Annotated in this window: 15 protein-coding genes and 3 tRNA genes; 8 read left to right on the forward strand and 10 right to left on the reverse strand. The window is 66.6% G+C overall.

Features of this window, described 5'->3' with window-relative positions; translation table 11 throughout:
- The first annotated feature begins 78 nt into the window (after positions 1–78).
- Positions 79–1,203, forward strand: a complete 1,125-nt coding sequence (locus tag IB256_RS03470) for a GNAT family N-acetyltransferase (RefSeq protein WP_192401268.1) — start codon at positions 79–81, stop codon at positions 1,201–1,203.
- Positions 1,204–1,293: 90 nt separating this feature from the next.
- On the opposite strand, the gene IB256_RS03475 is transcribed toward IB256_RS03470, so the two are convergent.
- From IB256_RS03475 to IB256_RS03500, 6 genes are all read right to left on the reverse strand, one after another.
- Complete coding sequence (locus tag IB256_RS03475) at positions 1,294–1,857, reverse strand: cytochrome b (protein ID WP_192401270.1); 564 nt, start codon at positions 1,855–1,857, stop codon at positions 1,294–1,296.
- 140 nt (positions 1,858–1,997) lie between these two features.
- The gene (locus IB256_RS03480; protein WP_192401272.1) at positions 1,998–3,272 is read right to left on the reverse strand and encodes a virulence factor family protein; all 1,275 of its coding nucleotides are present in this window, start codon (positions 3,270–3,272) and stop codon (positions 1,998–2,000) included.
- 1 nt (position 3,273) lies between these two features.
- Complete coding sequence (gene mprF, locus IB256_RS03485) at positions 3,274–5,907, reverse strand: bifunctional lysylphosphatidylglycerol flippase/synthetase MprF (protein ID WP_192291231.1); 2,634 nt, start codon at positions 5,905–5,907, stop codon at positions 3,274–3,276.
- Positions 5,908–6,070: 163 nt separating this feature from the next.
- Positions 6,071–6,147: transfer RNA gene (locus tag IB256_RS03490), tRNA-Met, on the reverse strand.
- 116 nt (positions 6,148–6,263) lie between these two features.
- Positions 6,264–6,340: transfer RNA gene (locus IB256_RS03495), tRNA-Met, on the reverse strand.
- 117 nt (positions 6,341–6,457) lie between these two features.
- Positions 6,458–6,534, reverse strand: a tRNA-Met gene (locus tag IB256_RS03500).
- A gap of 219 nt (positions 6,535–6,753) precedes the next feature.
- On the opposite strand from IB256_RS03500, the gene dinB reads away from it, so the two are divergent.
- Positions 6,754–7,812 (forward strand): DNA polymerase IV, encoded by a 1,059-nt coding sequence (gene dinB / locus IB256_RS03505; RefSeq protein ID WP_192401281.1) that lies wholly within the window; start codon positions 6,754–6,756, stop codon positions 7,810–7,812.
- Between the two features lie 16 nt (positions 7,813–7,828).
- Here dinB and IB256_RS03510 read toward each other — a convergent pair whose 3' ends face one another.
- The 4 genes from IB256_RS03510 to IB256_RS03525 form a co-directional block, all read right to left on the reverse strand.
- Entirely contained in the window at positions 7,829–8,227 is a 399-nt protein-coding gene (locus IB256_RS03510; RefSeq protein WP_081520285.1) for an META domain-containing protein, read from the reverse strand.
- Positions 8,224–8,664, reverse strand: a complete 441-nt coding sequence (locus IB256_RS03515) for a hypothetical protein (protein WP_192401283.1) — start codon at positions 8,662–8,664, stop codon at positions 8,224–8,226. The genes IB256_RS03510 and IB256_RS03515 overlap by 4 nt, the downstream gene beginning before the upstream one ends.
- Before the next feature lie 62 nt (positions 8,665–8,726).
- On the reverse strand, positions 8,727–9,716 hold the full coding sequence (locus IB256_RS03520) for a 2-hydroxyacid dehydrogenase (protein WP_192291227.1): 990 nt from the start codon (positions 9,714–9,716) through the stop codon (positions 8,727–8,729).
- 16 nt (positions 9,717–9,732) lie between these two features.
- Positions 9,733–12,504: an ATP-binding protein gene (locus IB256_RS03525; RefSeq protein ID WP_192401285.1), complete on the reverse strand. Its 2,772-nt coding sequence runs from the start codon at positions 12,502–12,504 to the stop codon at positions 9,733–9,735.
- 127 nt (positions 12,505–12,631) lie between these two features.
- Here IB256_RS03525 and IB256_RS03530 point away from each other — a divergent pair, with 127 nt between their 5' ends.
- The 6 genes from IB256_RS03530 to mazG all read left to right on the forward strand — a co-directional run bounded on the left by IB256_RS03530 (position 12,632) and on the right by mazG (position 20,247).
- Positions 12,632–13,348 (forward strand): response regulator transcription factor, encoded by a 717-nt coding sequence (locus IB256_RS03530; protein WP_192401286.1) that lies wholly within the window; start codon positions 12,632–12,634, stop codon positions 13,346–13,348.
- A gap of 1 nt (position 13,349) precedes the next feature.
- Positions 13,350–14,696, forward strand: coding sequence for a sensor histidine kinase (locus tag IB256_RS03535; RefSeq protein WP_192401288.1), 1,347 nt, complete (start codon positions 13,350–13,352; stop codon positions 14,694–14,696).
- Between the two features lie 102 nt (positions 14,697–14,798).
- Positions 14,799–15,698 (forward strand): cysteine synthase CysM, encoded by a 900-nt coding sequence (cysM, locus tag IB256_RS03540; RefSeq protein ID WP_081520291.1) that lies wholly within the window; start codon positions 14,799–14,801, stop codon positions 15,696–15,698.
- A gap of 1 nt (position 15,699) precedes the next feature.
- A complete protein-coding gene (rlmD, locus tag IB256_RS03545) occupies positions 15,700–17,070 on the forward strand; it encodes a 23S rRNA (uracil(1939)-C(5))-methyltransferase RlmD (protein ID WP_192401298.1) in 1,371 nt (456 codons plus the stop codon).
- An 89-nt stretch (positions 17,071–17,159) separates the two neighbouring features.
- On the forward strand, positions 17,160–19,421 hold the full coding sequence (gene relA, locus IB256_RS03550; protein ID WP_192291217.1) for a GTP diphosphokinase: 2,262 nt from the start codon (positions 17,160–17,162) through the stop codon (positions 19,419–19,421).
- Positions 19,414–20,247 carry a nucleoside triphosphate pyrophosphohydrolase gene (gene mazG, locus IB256_RS03555; protein WP_192401300.1) on the forward strand — a complete coding sequence of 278 codons (834 nt, stop codon included), beginning with the start codon at positions 19,414–19,416 and terminating at the stop codon, positions 20,245–20,247. Before relA ends, mazG begins: the two co-directional genes overlap by 8 nt.
- Positions 20,248–20,326: the final 79 nt, after the last annotated feature.

The raw sequence follows: 20,326 nt of genomic DNA on the forward strand, positions 1-20,326 counted from the left end.
GAACGCGAATGTCACCTTTGCCGGAGATTTCCCGGCCGAATCTTCCCAATGCCGGCGCACCGCGCCAGACTGTCGGCCATGCCAATCCAGACCCTTTCCCGCCTCACCGAAGTCGACGCCCGCCAGTGGGACGCCCTGTTGCCGGAAGCCCAGCCGTTCCTGCGTCACGCCTTTCTCTGTGCGCTGGAGGAAAGCGGCAGCGTCGGCGGCCGTACCGGCTGGAAACCGTCCCATCGCGTGCTGCTGGCCGACGATGGCCGCTTGCTGGCCGCTGCGCCGGCCTATCTGAAAAGCCATTCCTACGGCGAGTACGTGTTCGACTGGAGCTGGGCGGATGCCTGCCTGCGCGCCGGCATCCCCTACTACCCCAAGCTGCTGGTGGGCATTCCCTTCACGCCGGTCGGCGGCGCTCGCCTGCTGGGTGCGCCCGAGGCGGCGCTGAGCCTGGTGGGCGCGCTGGTGGGTGAAGTGGACGAAGGGCATTGCTCCGGCGTGCACGTGAACTTCACCGATACCGCCGCCGATGCATTGCTGCGCGATGCCGATGGCTGGCTGGAGCGCCTGGGCTGCCAGTACCACTGGAGCAACCGCGGCTACCGCGACTTCCAGGATTTCCTCGACGCGCTCAGCTCGCGCAAGCGCAAGCAATTGCGCAAGGAGCGCGAGCAGGTCGCCGGGCTCGGGCTGGACTTCGTCTGGATGGAGGGGCGCGAGCTGTCCGAGGCGCACTGGGACTTCGTCTACGCCTGCTACAGCAGTACCTATGAGGTACGCGGGCAGGCGCCTTACCTGAGCCGCGCGTTCTTCAGCCTGATCGGTGAGCGCATGCCCGAGGCGATCCGCGTGGTCTTCGCCCACCAGAATGGCCGGCCCGTGGCCATGGCTTTCAGCCTGCTGGACGGCGACACGCTGTACGGCCGCTACTGGGGCTGCCTGGCGGAGTTCGACCGGCTGCACTTCGAAACCTGCTTCTACCAGGGGCTGGACTTCGCCATCGGCCATGGCCTCAAGCGCTTCGACGCCGGAGCGCAGGGCGAGCACAAGCTCATCCGTGGCTTCGAGCCGGTGATCACGCGCTCCTGGCATCGACTCGGGCACCCGGGGCTGCGTGACGCGGTGGAGGAGTTCCTGGTGGGAGAGAGGGCGGGCATCCTGGCTTACGCCGAAGAGGCCCGCGCGGCGCTGCCGTATCGGCAGGATTGACGCCTGTTGGCCGGCTCTGGGAATTCCCTGTAGGAGCCGGCCCTGTCCGCGAAGCGCCGGCAGGGCCGGCGTCCCGCGAGCGCTAACGGTCTACTCCGGCTTCGCCTCGCCTTTGCCCGGCAGCATGCGCACCAGCGTGTTGTCGCGGCTGATGTAGTGATGGAACAGCGCGGCCAGCGCGTGAATACCGATCAGCCAGTAGCCGAGCACGGCGATGGTCTCGTGCCAGTACTTCACCTGCTTGGCCAGGTCCGGGTTCTTGTCCACCAGGTGTGGCAGCTCCAGGCCCCAGAACGGCACCGGCTTGTCGGCGGCGCTGAGGATGATCCAGCCGGCCAGCGGCAGGCCGATCATCAGGCCGTAGAGCGCCAGGTGCGCGAGCTTCGCCAACACCATCTGCCAGGCCGGCGGCGCCGGGACGATCGGCGGGGTGGGGTAGATGAAGCGGCCGATGATGCGCAGCCAGACCAGCACGAAGACGCTCAGGCCGAACATGAAGTGAAACTGGGAAAACAGCGCGCGGGTGTCGCTGCCTTTGGGAAAGTTGGTGCGGTACTCCATGCAGAAGTACGTGGCGGCGATCAGCACCAGCATGATCCAGTGCAGGGCAATGGACAGGCTGCCGTAGCGCGACGGGGACTTGGACAGGCTCATGACGGTTCCTTGTGTGGCTCTTTTTCGTACGCCGCGTTCTGACGACGGGGCTGTCAATCTGAGCATAGAGCCTTAAGCGTGCCTGAAAAACCGTTAAGCCAAAGTGAAAGGGCCGCAATGTGCGGCCCTTTTGATGTCGGTCAGCCTTCGTCGTCGGCTGACTGGCGGGAGCGGATGGCGTTCACCAGCCGCTTGGCCAGGGCCGGGTAGTCCTCGTCGAAGTGGTGGCCGCCGGGCAGTTGCAGGTTCTCGCCCACCGACTGCGGTTGGGTGCAGCCGCTTTCGTCCTTCTCTTCGATACCGTACACACAGAGCACTTTCGGCCCCGGCAGACGAGCCATTTCCGGGCCGGTGGAGGCTTCCTGGCCGGCCTTGCCGAGCCAGCCCTGCACTTCGATCTCGAAGCTGCCGCTGCGGGCGAAGGCCAGCAGGATCACCGAGCTGACGTCTTTCTTGGCGTCCGCCGGCAGGCGGTTGTAGATCGCCGGCAGCACGTCGGCGCCGAAGGAATAGCCAGCCAGCACGAAGTGCTTGGCGCCCCATTTCTCGCGGTAGTGCTGCATCAGCAGGGCGAGGTCGGCTGCGCTCTGTTCCGGGGTCTTGTGCTCCCAGAAGTAGCGCAGGGCATCGACGCCCACCACCGGATAGCCCAGCTCGGCCATTTGCGCCGCGACGTCGCGGTCCAGGTCGCGCCAGCCGCCGTCGCCCGAGTAGAACAGGGTGACGGTTTCCGACGGCTTGGCCGCCGGGACTTCCACCACCGGCACGTTGTCGCCACCGCCTTGTAGCTGCTGTCGCAGTTGGTCGGCTAGGACCTTGGGCAGCGGCGTGTCGTAGTCGGTGATTACCGTCTCTGCGTTCTGCAGGTTGCGGGCGAAGCGCGCACTGGCGTCGTCCGGGTTGTCGTTCCAGGCAGCCACCCAGTGGCCGTGGGCGGCAGTCGTCGGCAGCGGGGTGGCGGCGCAGTCGGGCTTTTCCAGGGAGAAACCGACCGACAGGGCCTTGGCCTTGTCGTCGGTCTGCCCTGCGAGCCAGCGGAAGGCCCAGGCGCTGCCCGGCCCGATGCCGGCGACCAGAGTCGGCTGGCCGTCGAGCAGCTCGCCGGCAGCCTTGATGCGGGCCTGCTGGGTGGCGCAGTCCTTTTCCGGGAGGACGAACTGCACCACGCGGGCGCCGCTGTCGTGGGCCAGGGCCAGCAACTGGCCGTCGTCGAGTTTCTGGTCGGCCTGCACGGCCAGCAGTACACGGGCGTTCGGTTGCTTGCTGGGGATGGCCAGCGCGACGGCGCTGCCGTCGGCGAGTTGGCGGTGTTCGAGGGAAGCCTGGGAAGCCGGGCGGCTCCACAGCAGCAGACCCACGGCGATGATGACCAGCAGGAGGAGGGCGAGCAGGTGTCGCCAGCGTCGTTTCAACATATCAGCGTTTTACCAATCCACTCAGGCCGCCGGCGATGAGGGCGGCCGTATCGGCCAGGGCCACCAGCGGATCCAGTCCGGCGGGCACGGCCAGGTAACGGGGTTCCCAGTCGGGCTGGAACTTGTCCTTGAAGCGCCGCAGCCCCTGGAAATTGTAGAACTGCTCACCCCGGCGGAAAACCAGCGCGCCGAGACGTTGGGTCAGCGGGGCGCCACGGCGCGGCTGCAAGCCGGCCAGGGGCACCATGCCGAGGCTGAAGCGGGTGTGCCCGCTCTCCTTGTAATGCAGGATCAGGCCGAGCATGAGGAATTCCATGGTCAGCTTGGGGGCGTCGGGGGCCACGCGCATCAGGTCGATGCTCGCCAGCTCCTTGCCGGAGGTTTCCAGCAGGTTGGCGAAGGCCACGGCGCGGCCCTGGAAGCGGACCACGACGACGCGGAAATAACGCAGGTATTCCGGGGTAAAGCGGCCCAGGGAGAAGCCCTTCTCGCGGACGTTCTTGCCGCCCAGCCAGGCATCGGAGATGGCGCGCAGTTCGTCCATCGGCGCGTTGCCGGCGTCATGGAATTCCAGGCTCAGGCCGTCGCGCTGGCCACGGTTCCAGGTGTAGCGCAGGTCCTTCATCTCCTTGCCCTTGCTCTCCAGGTCGAAGCGGCGCAGATCGACCCGCGCCTCCTCGCCGAGCTTGAGCGCGGTCAGGCCGATGTCCATGTACAGCGGCAGGTTTTCCGCGCGAACCTGGTAGAACACCGGGCGCGCATGGTGCAGGTCGCAGAGGTCGCGGAACTGCCAGATCAGTTCGGCGCGGGCCTGGGCCGGGCCGACCGGGTCGAACAGCGCCACCAGGCTGCGGCCACGGCGGGCGTACATCAGGAAGGCGTCGTTGCCCTCGTGGAACAGCAGCGCCTTGTCGCCGGACAGGGCCAGGCCGCCGTCGGGCTGCGCGGAATTGGCCAGGATGCCGGCGGCGGTGTCCAGGTCCTCGCGGGTCGGTGCATGGATGGCCGGCGGCGCGGTGCGCAGCAGCCAGTACAGCGCCAGCGCGGCCAGCAGCAGGCAGCTGCCCAGCGCGGCACGCAGGCCACGCGGGGCGTCGGCGTCCAGGGCGAACTGCCACCAGAGTTCGTGGCTGTAGGGCACATCCTGGTAGGCGAACAGCAGCAGCCAGATAGACGCGGCGATAACGCAGGCAGCGGCGCCCAGGTACAGCGGCGAGAAGGGCAGGTCCATCAGGCGGCTGCGGCGGTAGAAGGCGCTGCGGAAGATGACCAGCAGGGCGGCGGTGAAGCTGAGGATCAGCGCTTCTTCCCAGTCGAAGCCCTTGAGCAGCGACAGCACGGCGCCGGCGATCAGCAGGCCGATGGTCAGCGCCCAGGCGGCGGAAAGGCGGCGCCGCAGGCCGTGGGCGAGCAGCAGGCAGAGCACGCCGATCAGGCTGGCGGCCAGGTGCGAGGCATCGATCAGGCGGTGCGGCACGAGGAAGCCGACTTCGTCCAGGCGGGTGTCGATGGACGGCGTGGCGCCGGAGAACAGCAGCACGACGCCGGAGATGAACACCAGCAGGGAAAGGATCTGCGCGGCGAAGCCGGAGGTGATGCGCACTGCCTGTTTGGCCACCAGTACGCGCCGGGCTTCGAGGAACAGCAGCCACAGACAGGCGACGATCAGCGGCAAGACCACGTAGATCAGGCGATACAGCAGCAGTGCGGCGGCCAGCGGCGCCGCGCCCAGCTGGTTGGCGAAGGCCGCCAGCAGCACGGCTTCGAACACGCCGACGCCGCCCGGCACATGGCTGAGCACGCCAGCGGCCAGGGCAATCAGGTAGACCAGCAGGAAAGCGCCGAAGGGCGGAGCTTCCGGCAGCAGCAGATAGAGCACGGTGGCGGCAGCGGCCACGTCCAGCGCGGTGATCAGCAGTTGCAGCAGGGAAAGGCGCAGGCCCGGCAGGCGCAGGGTGCGGCGGCCGAAGCGAACCAGATGGCTGTCGGGCGAAGGCTGTTCCGGCAGGCGACGGCGTTCGACGGCAACCACCAGCAACAGGCAGAGGGCGATGATGCCCAGCGCCAGCACTGCCACCAGCCATTCCGGCAGGTGCAGGGCCAGGGATGCGTCGGAGAGGTCGCTCAGCGCGGCGAGCGCGGCCAGCACCGGCAGCGCGCAGCCCAGCGACAGGCTGGCGAACAGCGTCATCAACGCTACGTCGCCGGCGCCCAGCCCCTGGCGGGCATAGAGGCGATAGCGCACCGAGCCGCCGGAGAGCATCGACAGGCCCACGGCGTTGCCGATGGCGAACGCGGAAAAACCGCCGGTCAGCAGCGCCGGGACGGGCAGCTTTACGCCTGCGAAGCGGCTGGCCGACCATTCATAGCCGAGCAGAAAGATGAAACCGACCACGGTGGCGGCGAAGGCGCCGAGCAGCGAGGTGGTGGGCACGTCGAGCAGGGCGTCGTGCAGGGAGTAGGCGTCGATGTCGCGCAGCAGGTGATAACAGGCGATCAGTGCGAGGCTGAACAGCACCAGGGTCACGCCCAGGCCGAGTGCCTGGCGGTTGGCGTTCACCCAGTTGAGCCAGGTCGCTCGGCGGGGAGCGTCTTCGGCGGCAGGGGTATCGGGTGTGGCGGGGTTGGCGCTCATCGGGCACCTCAATCGATTTAGCGCGACAGAGTAGGGGCACTGACGCGAATTCCCAAGTCCCCGGAAGAGTATTTTCCTGATCCGTGAGACGCCACCCGTGGGCGATCATTTTTTGCGCACAACGAAAAAAGCCACTCCTAAGAGTGGCTTTCTTCTTGATGTCTGGTTGCGGGAGCAGGATTTGAACCTACGACCTTCGGGTTATGAGCCCGACGAGCTACCAGACTGCTCCATCCCGCGGCGGCAATTCTACGGATATGAAGCCTTGTGTCAAACGATATTTCGTTTTCGATCAATAATTTAAACGCGCGTAAACGAAAAAGGGCCACTCCGGAGAGTGACCCTTTTTCTGTGTCTGGTTGCGGGAGCAGGATTTGAACCTACGACCTTCGGGTTATGAGCCCGACGAGCTACCAGACTGCTCCATCCCGCGGCGGCCATTCTACGGATGTGAAAGGTCTTGTCAATCGATATTTCGCTTTCGATCAATAATTTAAATCGCGCGCAAACGAAAAAGGGCCACCCCGAAGAGTGACCCTTTATCTGTGTCTGGTTGCGGGAGCAGGATTTGAACCTACGACCTTCGGGTTATGAGCCCGACGAGCTACCAGACTGCTCCATCCCGCGTCGGCCATTCTACGCCGTTGGCCCGGTGTGTCAACGAAAAATGGGGAAAAGTGATTTTCTATCAGATATTTAGCTTCGGCGAACGGCAGCAGGGCAGTTGTCCGCAGGCGGGGTTTTCCTGGACGTGGATAACCGAAGCGGCGGCGTTTTGCATTACCATGACCGGGTTTTCCGCCGCCTTTTCGGGCGGCTTCCGATGGTGATGCAGGCGCCTTCTTCGTGACTCGGCAGAGAAAGATCATCCACATCGATTGCGACTGCTTCTACGCCGCCATCGAGATGCGCGACGACCCCAGTCTGGCAGGCAAGCCGCTGGCGGTGGGCGGGTCGCCGGACAAGCGCGGCGTGGTCGCGACCTGCAACTACGAGGCTCGCGCCTATGGGCTGCATTCGGCCATGGCCATGCGCACGGCGGTGAAGCTGTGCCCGGACCTCACCATCGTGCGCCCGCGCATGGATGTCTATCGCGAGACTTCGCGGGAAATCCACGCGATCTTTCGCGACTACACCGACCAGATCGAACCGCTCTCCCTGGACGAGGCCTATCTCGACGTCAGCGACAGCGAGCGCTGCGGCGGCAGCGCCACGCGCATTGCCCGGGAGATTCGCCAGCGAGTCTGGGAAACCCTGCACATCACGGTGTCCGCCGGGGTGGCGCCGAACAAGTTCATCGCCAAGATCGCCAGCGACTGGCACAAGCCCAACGGCCTGTTCGTGGTCACGCCCGACGAGGTGGACGGTTTCGTCGCCGAACTGCCGGTAAAAAAGCTGCATGGCGTAGGCAAGGTTACCGCCGAGAAGCTGGCGCGTCTGGGTATCCGTACCTGCGCGGACCTGCGCGACTGGTCGCGTATCCAGCTGGTCAAGGAATTCGGCAGTTTCGGTGAACGGCTCTGGGGCTTGTCGCGGGGCGTCGATGAACGTCCGGTGCAGGTGGACAGCCGCCGCCAGTCGATCAGCGTGGAGAACACCTTCGACCAGGACCTGCCGGACCTGGCGGCCTGCCAGGAGGAATTGCCGTCGTTGCTGGGTGAGCTGGAGCGGCGCATGACGCGCCTGGACACCAGCTACCGGCCGGGCAAGCCGTTCATCAAGCTGAAGTTCCATGACTTCACCCAGACCACCCTGGAGCAGGCAGGCGCCGCGCGGGACCTGGAAAGCTATCGGTTACTGCTGGGGCAGGCGTTTCAGCGCGGTAACAAGGCGGTGCGGCTGATCGGCGTGGGCGTGCGCCTGGTCGATCTGCGCGGCGCCCACGAGCAGCTCACGCTCTTCTAGCGCGGGCGAAAACGCCTCAGCCTTCGGGCCACATGCGCATGGCGCGGCCGGAGACCGGCCACAGGCGCAGCTCGCCTTCTTCGGTGATATCCCAGCGCTGCACTTCGCCAAGCATCTTGAGGAATTGCTGTTCCTGCTCCATCACCAGGTCGGCGCACAGCTTGCGAGTGGCGCCGGGCTGGCCGAAGGTCAGCTGGTCGCCTTCGAGCTTGTAGCTGGCGAACCAGTGGTTGCAGCCGGCGCTGCCGTAGGCGCGGCCGTTGCCGTCCAGGGTCAGGCTGATGTGCGTGTAGTCGATCAGCGGGTGCTCACCGACCCATTCCACGCGGTAAGTCTGCTCCGCTTCGGGAACCGGCTTGCTGGCGCAACCGGCCAGGGCCAGCGCGGTGCAGGCGCTGGCGATCAGGGCTTTCATGCAGTCTCCTTGCTCTGGCAATCCGGGCAGAGGTGGCGGTTGCCGACCTTGGCCCATCCGAGTTCGGCGATGCGCTGCTCGGCGGCGGGCTGCTGGGCAGCCTTGCCGAGGGTGGCATCGACGGCGAATTCGAAATCCAGTGTAGCCTCGCAGCCGTCACAGTTGACCTTCCACTCGTGGATACCCAGTTCACGGAACACCGGGCCCTTGGCCACGGCCATCCACTGCCCAGGCGGGTTGATCAGGTGGCGGACCTTTTCCACTTCCAGCGTCATGCTCAGGCTTTTGCTGCCCTTGAGGCTGACCAGTATGGTGTCGCCGGCCTTGATCGAGCCACCGATGCCGGTGACCTGGTAGCGGCCCGGAGTCAGCGCGCGGCACTCGTTGAGGGTGAATTGCGGGTTGAGCAGGGTGTAGCGGAAATCGTGCTGGGCCATGGGTCCTCCGGGAAAGCGCGGCATTCTAGGGCGCGTGGCGTGCGGATGCGAGCGCCTTCTGCTCAGTTTTTCACCAGGTTGACCGGATCGCCGGCCTGCCAGGCGGCGATGTTGGCCAGCGTGGTCTGGGCGATTCCGGCCAGCGCCTCGCGGGTCAGGAAGGCCTGGTGCGCGGTGATGATCACGTTGGGGAAGGTGAGCAGGCGCGCCAGTACGTCGTCCTGCAGCGGCTGGTCGGAGCGGTCGGCGAAGAAGATGTCGGCTTCCTCTTCATAGACGTCCAGGCCGAGGTAGCCGAGCTGGCCGCTTTTCAGCGCCTCGATCAGCGCCGGGGTGTCGACCAGCGCGCCGCGGCCGGTATTGATCAGCATCGCGCCGCGCTTCATGCGCTCCAGGCTTTCGGCGTTGATCAGGTGCCTGGTGGCCTCGTTGAGCGGGCAGTGCAGGCTGATGATGTCGGACTGCGCAAGCAGGTCGTCCAGCTCGACGAAGCGCCCGCCCAGGGCCTCGACGGCGCGGTTGGGGTAGGGGTCGTAGGCCAGGATATGGCAGCCGAAGCCGCTCATGATGCGGGCGAAGACTTCGCCGATCTGCCCGCTGCCGATGATCCCGACAGTGCGCCCGTGCAGGTCGAAGCCAGTCAGGCCGTGCAGGGAAAAATCACCTTCGCGGGTGCGGTTGTAGGCGCGGTGCAGGTGCCGGCACAGCGCCAGGACCAGTCCTGCGCCATGTTCGGCCACGGCGTGGGGCGAATAGGCCGGTACGCGCACGACGGCAAGACCCAGCGCATGGGCGGCGGCCAGGTCGACATGGTTGTAGCCGGCCGAGCGCAGGGCGATCAGTTTCGTGCCGCCGGCCGCCAGGTGCTCCAGCACCGGGCGCGACAGGTCGTCGTTGACGAAGGGGCAGACCACCTCGAAGCCCATGGCCAGGGCGACGGTGTCCTCGCGCAGCTGCGCCTGCTGGAAATGCAGCTCGAAGCCGAGGCCATGGTTGGCGGCGAGGAAGCTCTCGCGGTCGTAGGTCTGGTTGCTGAACAGGATGATGCGCATCGATTGAATTCCGTCTTCAGTGCGTCTGGCCGGCTTCGGTTTCCAGGTGGCCCTCGGTCGCCTGTGCCAGCTCGGCCATGGCCTTGTCCAGCTCATCCAGCGCAGCGGGGCCGTCCGGATCGTTCTGCTTGAGCAGCGTCTCGGCGCGCTGGCAGGCCGCGCGCAGCATCGGCACGCCGCAGTAGCGGGTAGCGCCGTGCAGGCGGTGGATGCGTTCGAGCAGGGTGTTGCGGTCGTTGCGCTCGCGGGCCTGGCGGATCACCTGGCGGTCGGCGGACAGCGAGGCGAGCAGCATGCCGAGCATGTCGGCGGCCAGCTCCGGTTTGCCGGCGGCCAGCCGCAGGCCTTCCTCCGGGTCCAGCACGCTGAGGCCTTCCAGGGAGGACTGGGCCTGGCGCGGACGCTCGTCGCGCGGCTCGCCCAGCGCCAGGCCGGTCCACTTGAGGATCACCTGGACCAGTTGGCGCTCGTCGATCGGCTTGGTCAGGTAGTCGTCCATGCCACCCTGCAGCAGGGCGCGCTTCTCGTTGGCCAGGGCATGGGCGGTGAGGGCAATGATCGGTACCGGGCTGACTTCGCGGTCGGCTTCCCAGAGGCGGATCGCCTCGGTGGCCTGGCGGCCGTCCATGATCGGCATCTGTACGTCCATGAACACCAGGTCGAAACGCTCGCGCTGCACCGCCTCGACGGCGGCAAGTCCGCTGTCCACGGCGACCACCTCGGCGCCCATGTCGGTCAGCAGGGTCTTTACCAGCAGCAGGTTGGCCGGGTTGTCGTCGACGCAGAGCAGGTGCGGCGTGCGCTCGAGCCTGCCGTTGACGTTCTTGTCCTTGCGCGCCGGCCGCAGGTGCAGCAATTCATTCAGTGCCTGCTGCAGCTTGCGTGTGCAGGCAGGCTTGCTCTGCACCTGGGCGTCGGGCAGCACATCGTTGTAGTGCGCCTGTTCGATGGTCGGGCAGAGCACCAGGCTCTTGCAGCCGTGCTGTTCCAGTTCGCGGATGGACTGGCGCAGCGCCTCTGGCGGGTGATCGGCGGCGGTCACGCCGAGCAGCGCCAGGGTGATCGGCGCCTTGTCCGACGGCCCGGCCAGCAGGGTCTTCTCCAGCGTGACGAGGTCAGGGAACTCGGTGACCTCCAGACCGCAGTCTTCCAGTTGGTGGTGCAGCGCGGTGCGCGTCAGTTCGTGGGGCTCGTACAGCGCCACACGCAGGCCGCCGGCGAGGGCGTGCGGCAGGTCGTCGCCGTCGTCGCGGGCCTTGGGCAGGTTTAGGCTGATCCAGAACTCGGAGCCATCGCCGGCGCTGCTTTCCACGCCGATCTCACCGCCCATCTGCTCGATCAGGCGCTTGGAAATGACCAGCCCCAGGCCGGTGCCGCCGGCCTGGCGCGAGAGGGAGTTGTCCGCCTGGCTGAAGGCCTGGAACAGCGCGCGCAGGTCGGCGTCGGTCAGGCCCACACCGGTGTCCTGCACGCTGATGCGCAGTTGAGCGCGGTCGTCGCTCTCGTCCTCGAGCATCGCGCGTACGGCGATGCTGCCGTCGTGGGTGAATTTGATGGCGTTGCTCACCAGGTTGGTCAGCACCTGCTTCAGCCGCTGCGGGTCGCCCACCAGCTGCAGCGGGGTGTCGCGGTAGATCAGGCTGACCAGCTCCAGCTGCTTCTCGTGGGCGGCGGGGGCGAGGATGGTCAGGGTGTCCTGGATCAGCTCGCGCAGGTTGAATGGGATGTTCTCCAGCACCAGCTTGCCGGCCTCGATCTTCGAGAAGTCGAGGATCTCGTTGATGATCCCCAGCAGGCTTTCGGCGGACTTGTGGATGGTGCCCAGGTAATCCTGCTGGCGGCTGGTCATCTCGCTCTTCTGCAGCAGGTTGGTGAAGCCGAGGATGCCGTTGAGCGGGGTGCGGATCTCATGGCTCATGTTGGCGAGGAACTCGGATTTGATCCGGCTTGCCTCCAGGGCCTCCTTGCGCGCGAGGTCCAGTTCGATGTTCTGGATCTCGATGGTCTCCAGGTTCTGCCGCACGTCCTCGGTGGCCTGGTCGATGTTGTGCTGCATCTCTTCCTGGGCGCTCTGTAACGCCTCCGCCATGCGGTTGATGCCGCCGGCCAGTTCGTCCAGCTCGTGACTGCCCAGCGCCGGCAGGCGGGTTTCCAGGCGGCCTTCCTTGAGCTGGGCGACGCCTTGGGCGATCTGCCCCAGAGGCGCGTTGATCGCGCGGCTCATGCGCAGGGCGAGGAGGGCGGTGACGGCCAGGCCCGCGCCGATCAGCAGCAGGCTGGTGAACAGGCTGCGGTAGCCGCGCAGCAGGGTGCCGTGGTGCGACAGTTCCAGTTCGACCCAGCCCAGCAGCTTCTCGGCGTCGTCGTCGGGGTCGCCGGACAGGCTGCGGTGCTTGCCCAGTACCGGCAAGAGGAAGTGGGTGGTGTCCAGGTTGCTTGCCATGCTCAGGTGCGAGCCGTCCCCACTGGGCATTGGCGTCAGTATGCTGGGGCCGGCGTGGACGAGCTTTTCCCGGTCCGGGTCAAGGAAGGTCACGGCGCGCACGTCGGGCTGGTCCAGCGCTTCATTGGCGATTCGCGCGAGCAGCTCGTTGTTGTGGTTGGCCATGGCCGGGGCGGACAGCGGCGCCAGTTGCTCGGCGATCAGTTGCCCGCGCTCGATCAACTGGGCGTGCATGTCCGACAGCTGCACCCAGGTGAAATAGCCGCCCAGCACCAGCGCCAGCAGGCTGGTGGGCAGCAGGGTGAGCAGCAGTACCCGTCCCTTGATGCCGAGATCCTTGAACACGCGCTTCCTCCGATGCGTTTATCCCCGGCAGTGTAGCGGTTCAGACCTTCGTCGGAAGCCCTTTGCCTTGCCGGGAGCGCGTGGAATCGTGAATACTTCACGCAATTGCTAATCACTCTTATTTGATATGAATGCCATCGCTTCGTCCGGCCTGCGCCTGCTGACCATCGAGGACGACCCGACTCTGGGCGCCCACCTGTCTTCCCATTTGAGCGAACGCGGCTTCGCGGTCACCTGGTGCCAGGACGGCGACGAAGGCCTGGCCCAGGCGCGCGGCGGCGACTACGACCTGGTGCTGATGGATATCATGCTGCCCGGCACCGGCGGCCTGGACATCCTCCGCACCCTGCGCCGGGAGCGCGCGGTGCCGGTGATCCTGATGTCCGCCCTGGGCGCCGAGCAGGACCGTATCGCCGGCTTCTCCCAGGGCGCCGACGATTACCTGCCCAAGCCTTTCAGCCTTGCCGAACTCAGCGTGCGCGTGGACGCCGTGCTGCGCCGGGTGGCGCTGGAGCGTGGCAGCCAGTCGCTGAACAGCACGCCTGCGTCGACCGGGCTGCAGATGGACCCGCAGAAGGACGACGTCGGCCTTGATGGCCAATGGGCCGGCCTGACCGGCACCGAGTACCGCCTGCTGGAAACCTTCCTCGGCAGCCAGGGCGAGACCCTGAGCAAGCCCTTCCTTTACCAGCACGTGCTGCATCGCGCCTTCACCGCCCACGACCGCAGCCTGGACATGCACGTCAGCCACCTGCGCCGCAAGCTGCAGGCCATCGGCTATATCCGCCACACGCTGCATACCGTGTGGGGCAAGGGCTACGTCTTCGCCGAGGCCGAGGACTGACATGCCCGGCCGCCACTCGCTGTTCTGGAAGCTCGCCGTCGCCCTCGTGGTGCTGTGCCTGTCGGTGATCTGGCTGTCCTGGAACTGGGGCAAGCAGATGGAGCGCGACAGCTACTTCCTGTCCGAGGCGGCTCGGCAGGTGCTCGCCGGCTACGCCGACGAGGCCCAGCAAGCCTGGCGTACCGGCGGGGCGGCGGGCATCGATGCCTGGCTGGCGCAGATGAAACAGCGCGAGCCGGTATGGATGGTCGTGATCGATGCCCGTCTGCAATCGCTGGGCACGCAGCCGCTGCCCATGGAGGACGTGGCGCACCTGACGTTCCAGCGCGGGCTGGACTGGCCGGTAAGCTCGCGCTCGGTGAACCTGCCGTACATCGGTATTCCCTTCCCGGACGAACCAGGCGCTGGCCGGCTGGTGGTGCAACTGCCGCAGCGCTACCTGCCGGGCGGCCTGAGCTTCCTGCGCCAATCCATCAGTCATGCGCTGGTGCCGACGATCCTTGCCCTGATGCTCTGTGGGCTGATCTATCGCCGGCTGGTACGCCCGCTCGGCCGTCTGCGCGAACACGCCAACGCCTTGCAGGCGGATGACCTCGGTTCGGTCGCCGGCCCGGAACTGATCGCCCGCCGCGACGAACTCGGCGAGCTGGGCCGCGCGCTGGACCACATGGCCGAGCGCCTGCGCGGCCACGTCGGCCTGCAGCGCCAGTTGCTGCGCGACCTGTCCCACGAACTGCGCACGCCCCTCAGCCGCTTGCGGGTCGCCGGCGACAGCCCGATCAGCGAAGCCGCGTTGCGCCAGCGTGTCGAGCGGGAAGTGGAGGTAATGCAGCGCCTGGTCGCCGATACCCTGGAACTGGCCTGGCTGGACACCGAGCGCCCGCGAGTGGAGCTGGAAGAGATCGACCTGCGCTCGCTGTGGGACCTGCTGGTGGACGACGCCCGCTTCGAGGCGGGCTGGAGTACCGAGCGCTTCCTTTATCAGGTGCCGGCGGATTGCCGCGTGCGCGGCCATCTCAACGGTCTGGCCCAGGCGCTGGAAAACCTGCTGCGCAACGCTATCCGCCATTCACCGGAACACGGTCGCATCCGCCTGAGCGGCCGGCGCGAGTCCGGCGGCTGGCACCTGTGGCTGGAAGACGATGGCCCGGGCGTGGCGGAAAGTGACCTGGAGCGCATCTTCCTGCCCTTCACCCGGCTCTCCGATGCACGTACCGGGGAAGGCTTCGGCCTGGGCCTGAGCATCGCCCGCAGTTCGCTGCGCATGCAGGGCGGCGAACTCTGGGCGGACTGCGCCGAAGCGGGGCTGCGCGTGCACCTGCGCCTGCCCGACGCGGCGGCGGCCTGAGGCGGACACGGGCCCCTGTACACGGCTTGTTAGGAAGTTTCGTATGGCGGGGCGGCTTTTGCCGGTATCATAGGGCGCCCTGTTCCAGATCCGAGTGCTTCCATGACTGTGCAGTACCCGACTATCGCCGATTGCGTCGGCCATACCCCGCTGGTGCGCCTGCAGCGCCTGGCCGGGGAAACTTCCAACACCTTGCTGGTAAAACTCGAGGGTAACAACCCCGCGGGTTCGGTGAAGGATCGTCCGGCGCTTTCGATGATCACCCGTGCCGAACTGCGCGGCGACATCAAGCCCGGCGATACGCTGATCGAAGCCACTTCCGGTAACACCGGCATCGCCCTGGCGATGGCGGCGGCGATCAAGGGCTACCGCATGATCCTGATCATGCCCGACAACTCCACCGCCGAGCGCAAGGCCGCCATGACCGCCTACGGCGCCGAGCTGATCCTGGTGACCAAGGAGCAGGGTATGGAAGGCGCCCGCGACCTCGCCGACCAGATGGCGCGCGAAGGCCAGGGCAAGGTGCTCGACCAGTTCGCCAACGGCGACAACCCGATCGCCCACTACCATTCCACCGGCCCGGAAATCTGGCAGCAGACCGGCGGTGAGATCACCCACTTCGTCAGTTCCATGGGCACCACCGGCACCATCATGGGTGTGTCGCGCTACCTCAAGGAGCAGAACCCCAACGTGCAGATCGTCGGCCTGCAGCCGATGGAAGGCTCGGCCATCCCCGGCATCCGCCGCTGGCCGCAGGAATACCTGCCGAAGATCTTCGACGCCACCCGCGTCGACCGCGTCGTCGACATGCAGCAGAACGAAGCCGAGGACGTGATGCGCCGCCTGGCCCGCGAAGAGGGCATCTTCTGCGGCGTGTCCTCCGGTGGTGCGGTGGCGGCCATGCTGCGCCTGTCGCGCGAACTGGAAAACGCGACCCTGGTGGCGATCATCTGCGACCGTGGCGACCGTTACCTGTCCTCGGGCGTGTTCGACTCCAACTGACATGGCCAAGCAGAGATCCGGCCTGCGCTTCCAGCCCAGCGGCGGAGCGCGCAGCCCTGCGGTACCGGTGGGCAAGAAGCAGCGCCTGAACATCGAGCGCCTGGCCCACGACGGCCGCGGCATCGCCCACATCGACGGGCGCACCTGGTTCGTCGACAACGCCCTGCCGGGCGAGTCGGTGGAAGCCCGCGTGCTGTCCGCCCGCGCGCAGATCGTCGACGCCCGTAGCGAACGTATCTTCACTGCCGCCGCCAACCGCCGCACCGAGCCTTGCCCGGTGGCCGGCACCTGTGGCGGCTGCAGCCTGCAGCACCTGTCCCACGCCGATCAGCTGGCGCTCAAGCAGCGCACCCTGGCGGAGCAACTGGAGCGCTTCTCCGGCCTGGTCCCGCAAGAGTGGGCCGCACCGCTGGTCGGGCCGGAGTTCGGCTACCGCCGTCGCGCCCGCCTCGCCGTGCGCTGGGACGTGAAGGCCAAGCGCCTGGACGTCGGCTTCCGCGCCGCTGCCAGCCAGGCCATCGTCGCCTTCGACGACTGCCTGGTGCTGGTGCCTGAGCTGCAGGTCCTCGCGCGCGAGCTGCCGGAGCTGCTGCGTGGCTTCGCCAAGCCACAGTCGCTTGGCCACGTCGAACTGTTCCACGGTACTTCCAGCGCGCTGCTGCTGCGGCATATCGAACCTTTGTCCGATAGCGACCGTGCGCGACTGCTGGAATTCTGTTCGGCACGGGATGTGCAGCTGTGGTTGCAGGGTGACGGCGAACCGACGCTTTGCTCCGATGCTGCAGAAAACAGTGGGAACCGCGAGCTCGGCTTCCGGCTCGAAGCCTGGAATCTGACCCTGGCCTACCGTCCCGGCGACTTCGTTCAGGTGAACGAGCCGGTGAACGAGGCGATGGTCGCCCAGGCGCTGGACTGGCTGAAGCCGGGCAGCGAGGAGCGCGTGCTGGACCTGTTCTGTGGCCTGGGCAACTTCGCCCTGCCGCTGGCGCGCCAGGTGCGCGAGGTGGTGGGCGTGGAAGGTGTGCAGACCATGGTCGAGCGTGCCGCCGCCAACGCCCGGGCCAACGGCCTGGTCAATACCCGGTTCCATCAGGCGGACCTGACGAAACCGCTTGCCGACGCCCCCTGGGCGGCGGAGGATTTCACCGCCGTGCTGCTCGACCCTCCGCGGGACGGAGCCTTCGAACCGGCACGGCAGATGCATTCACTGGGCGCGGAGCGGGTACTCTATGTGTCCTGCAACCCGGCGACCCTGGCGCGTGACGCTGGCGAGCTGGCCCGACAGGGCTATCGTCTGAAGCGCGCCGGCATTCTCGACATGTTCCCGCAGACGGCCCATGTCGAGGCCATGGCTTTGTTCGAGGCAGGCTAGGACGGCCTGCGCAATCCGACCGGCTCAAGCAAGAAAGGCCGGCGCAGTGAGCGGTGTGTTGTGGCGCACCGTGGGGAAGGGTAGACACGATGGTACAGGTGAGAGCGCACCAGCCGGTCAACACCGACGGCAGCATCAATCTCGAGGCCTGGCTGGACCATGTCCAGACCCTGGTCCCGGTACTGGATCGCAAGGTCCTGCTGGAAGCCTGCGAGTTCGCTCGCGAGGTGGAAGACAGGGCTGTCAGCACGGCTGACAACTCCTGGGCGGATGGCACCTCCAGCTTCCAGACAGGCCTGGAGATCGCCGAGATCCTGGCGGACCTCAAGCTCGACCAGGAATCGCTGGTCGCCGCGGTGATCTACCGTGGCGTGCGCGAGGGCAAGGTCAAGCTCGAGGACGTGGCGCAGCGCTTCGGCCCTGTCGTCGCCAAGCTGATCGAAGGCGTGCTGCGGATGGCGGCGATCAGCACCAGCCTCAGCCCGCGGCAGTCCCTGGTGCTCGGCACCCAGGCGCAGATCGAGAACCTGCGCAAGATGCTGGTGGCGATGGTCGACGACGTGCGCGTCGCGCTGATCAAGCTGGCCGAGCGCACCTGCGCGATCCGCGCGGTGAAGAACGCCGACGAAGAAAAGCGCATGCGCGTTGCCCGCGAGGTGTTCGACATCTACGCACCGCTGGCCCATCGCTTAGGCATCGGTCACATCAAGTGGGAGCTGGAGGACCTGTCCTTCCGCTACCTCGAACCCGACCAGTACAAGCAGATCGCCAAGCTGCTGCACGAGCGCCGGCTGGACCGCGAGCAGTACATCGCCACCGTGATGCAGCAGCTCAAGGACGCCCTGGCCGCCACCGGCATCAAGGCCGACCTCTCCGGCCGCGCCAAGCACATCTATTCCATCTGGCGGAAGATGCAGCGCAAGGGCCTGGACTTCAGCCAGATCTACGACGTGCGCGCCGTGCGCGTGCTGGTGCCGGAAATGCGCGACTGCTACACCGCGCTGGGTATCGTGCACACCCTCTGGCGGCACATCCCCAAGGAATTCGACGACTACATCGCCAACCCCAAGGAAAACGGCTACCGCTCGCTGCACACCGCGGTGATCGGCCCCGAGGGCAAGGTGCTGGAAGTGCAGATCCGCACCCACGCCATGCACGAGGAAGCCGAGCTCGGCGTCTGCGCGCACTGGCGCTACAAGGGCACCGACGTCAAGGCCAGCTCCAACCACTACGAAGAGAAGATTTCCTGGCTGCGCCAGGTGCTGGAGTGGCACGAGGAACTGGGCGATATCGGTGGCCTGGCCGAGCAGTTGCGGGTAGATATCGAGCCCGACCGGGTCTACGTCTTCACCCCCGACGGCCATGCCATCGACCTGCCCAAGGGCTCCACTCCGCTGGACTTCGCCTATCGCGTGCATACCGAGGTCGGGCACAACTGCCGGGGCGCCAAGATCAACGGCCGCATCGTGCCGCTCAACTACAGCCTGCAGACCGGCGAGCAGGTGGAAATCATCACCGGCAAGCAAAGCGGGCCGAGCCGTGACTGGCTGAACCAGAACCTGGGCTACGTCTCCACCTCGCGAGCGCGGGCGAAGATCGTCCACTGGTTCAAGCTGCAGGCGCGCGACCAGAACGTCGCCGCCGGCAAGGCCATGCTCGAACGCGAGCTGGGCCGTCTGGCGCTGCCGCCGGTGGACTTCGAGAAGCTCGCCGAGAAGGCCAACTACAAGACCGGCGAAGACCTCTTCGCGGCCCTGGGCGCCGGCGACCTGCGCCTCGCCCATGTGGTCAACTACGCGCAGCAGCTGGTCGAGCCCGAGCGCGGCACCGAGCAGCTGGAACTCATCCCGCGCAAGCCGAGCAAGATCGGCCACGGCAAGCGCGGCGACATCCAGATCCAGGGCGTCGGCAACCTGCTCACGCAGATGGCCGGCTGCTGCCAGCCGCTGCCGGGCGACCCGATCGTCGGCTACATCACCCTCGGCCGCGGCGTCACCATCCACCGCCAGGACTGCGCCACCGCGCTGCAACTGGCCGGTCGCGAGCCGGAGCGGATCATCCAGGTCAGCTGGGGCCCGGTGCCGGTCAGCACCTATCCGGTGGATATCGTCATCCGTGCCTACGACCGTTCCGGCCTGTTGCGCGACGTCTCGCAGATGCTGCTCAACGAGCGTATCAACGTGCTGGCGGTGAACACCCGTTCGGACAAGGAAGACAATACCGCGATCATGCGCCTGACCATCGAGATCCCCGGTCTCGATTCGCTGGGCCGCCTGCTGGCGCGCATCTCGCAGCTGCCCAACATCATCGAGGCGCGGCGCGACCGCGGTGCGGGTGCCAAGGATGCATAAGTTCGACGACCTGCTGTACCTGATGGCCCGGCTGCGTGACCCGCAGCACGGCTGTCCCTGGGACCTGAAGCAGAGCTACGCGACGATCGTTCCGTACACCCTCGAGGAAGCCTACGAGGTGGCCGATGCCATCGAGCGCGGTGACTTCGACCACCTGCGTGAGGAACTGGGCGACCTGCTCTTCCAGGTCGTCTACTACGCGCAGCTGGCGCGGGAAGAGGGGCGCTTCGAGTTCGACGCGGTGGTGGATGGCATCACCACCAAGCTGATCCGCCGCCACCCTCATGTGTTCCCCGACGGCGACCTGTACGGAGAGTCCGACCCGGCGAAACTGGCGGAAGCGGCGGTCAAGCAGCGCTGGGAGGAACTCAAGGCCGAAGAGCGTGCCGCCAAGGCCGCCGAGCCGGTGCAACTGTCCCTGCTGGACGACGTACCCACCGCCCTGCCGGCGCTGAGCCGCGCCGCCAAGCTGCAGAAGCGCGCCTCCCAGGTCGGCTTTGACTGGGCCGACGCCCTGCCGGTGGTCGACAAGGTCCGCGAGGAGCTGGATGAGGTGCTCGAGGCGATGGCCGGCGGCGATACCGAGGGCCAGGCGGAGGAAGTGGGCGATCTGCTGTTCGTGGTGGTCAACCTGGCGCGCAAGCTCAAGGTCGACCCGGAAACTGCCCTGCGCGCCGCCAACGCCAAGTTCGAGCGCCGCTTCCGCTACATCGAGACAGCCCTGCGCGACCAGGGACGCACCCTGGAAGACAGCAACCTGGAAGAGATGGACGAGTTGTGGGGCGCTGCCAAGCGTGACGAGAAGAACCCGCTCAGTTGTGGATAAGTTCTTTCTCCCATAAAAAAGCCCCGCAATCGCGGGGCTTTTTTGTTCTTCGTAGGAGCGTCAACGCGAGGCGCGCTCC

Origin of the sequence: Pseudomonas sp. PDM17, from assembly GCF_014851985.1 — a bacterium.
Lineage (GTDB): Bacteria > Pseudomonadota > Gammaproteobacteria > Pseudomonadales > Pseudomonadaceae > Pseudomonas.

What these genes read in the sequence shown, in the direction of transcription:
- IB256_RS03475 (WP_192401270.1), bottom strand. Translation starts at nt 1,857, where the DNA reads ATGAGCCTGTCCAAGTCCCCGTCGCGCTACGGCAGCCTGTCCATTGCC.
- IB256_RS03470 (WP_192401268.1), top strand. Translation starts at nt 79, where the DNA reads ATGCCAATCCAGACCCTTTCCCGCCTCACCGAAGTCGACGCCCGCCAG.
- IB256_RS03535 (WP_192401288.1), top strand. Translation starts at nt 13,350, where the DNA reads ATGCCCGGCCGCCACTCGCTGTTCTGGAAGCTCGCCGTCGCCCTCGTG.
- IB256_RS03530 (WP_192401286.1), top strand. Translation starts at nt 12,632, where the DNA reads ATGAATGCCATCGCTTCGTCCGGCCTGCGCCTGCTGACCATCGAGGAC.
- IB256_RS03510 (WP_081520285.1), bottom strand. Translation starts at nt 8,227, where the DNA reads ATGAAAGCCCTGATCGCCAGCGCCTGCACCGCGCTGGCCCTGGCCGGT.
- IB256_RS03515 (WP_192401283.1), bottom strand. Translation starts at nt 8,664, where the DNA reads ATGGCCCAGCACGATTTCCGCTACACCCTGCTCAACCCGCAATTCACC.
- IB256_RS03480 (WP_192401272.1), bottom strand. Translation starts at nt 3,272, where the DNA reads ATGTTGAAACGACGCTGGCGACACCTGCTCGCCCTCCTCCTGCTGGTC.
- mprF (WP_192291231.1), bottom strand. Translation starts at nt 5,907, where the DNA reads ATGAGCGCCAACCCCGCCACACCCGATACCCCTGCCGCCGAAGACGCT.
- mazG (WP_192401300.1), top strand. Translation starts at nt 19,414, where the DNA reads ATGCATAAGTTCGACGACCTGCTGTACCTGATGGCCCGGCTGCGTGAC.
- IB256_RS03520 (WP_192291227.1), bottom strand. Translation starts at nt 9,716, where the DNA reads ATGCGCATCATCCTGTTCAGCAACCAGACCTACGACCGCGAGAGCTTC.
- relA (WP_192291217.1), top strand. Translation starts at nt 17,160, where the DNA reads ATGGTACAGGTGAGAGCGCACCAGCCGGTCAACACCGACGGCAGCATC.
- cysM (WP_081520291.1), top strand. Translation starts at nt 14,799, where the DNA reads ATGACTGTGCAGTACCCGACTATCGCCGATTGCGTCGGCCATACCCCG.
- rlmD (WP_192401298.1), top strand. Translation starts at nt 15,700, where the DNA reads ATGGCCAAGCAGAGATCCGGCCTGCGCTTCCAGCCCAGCGGCGGAGCG.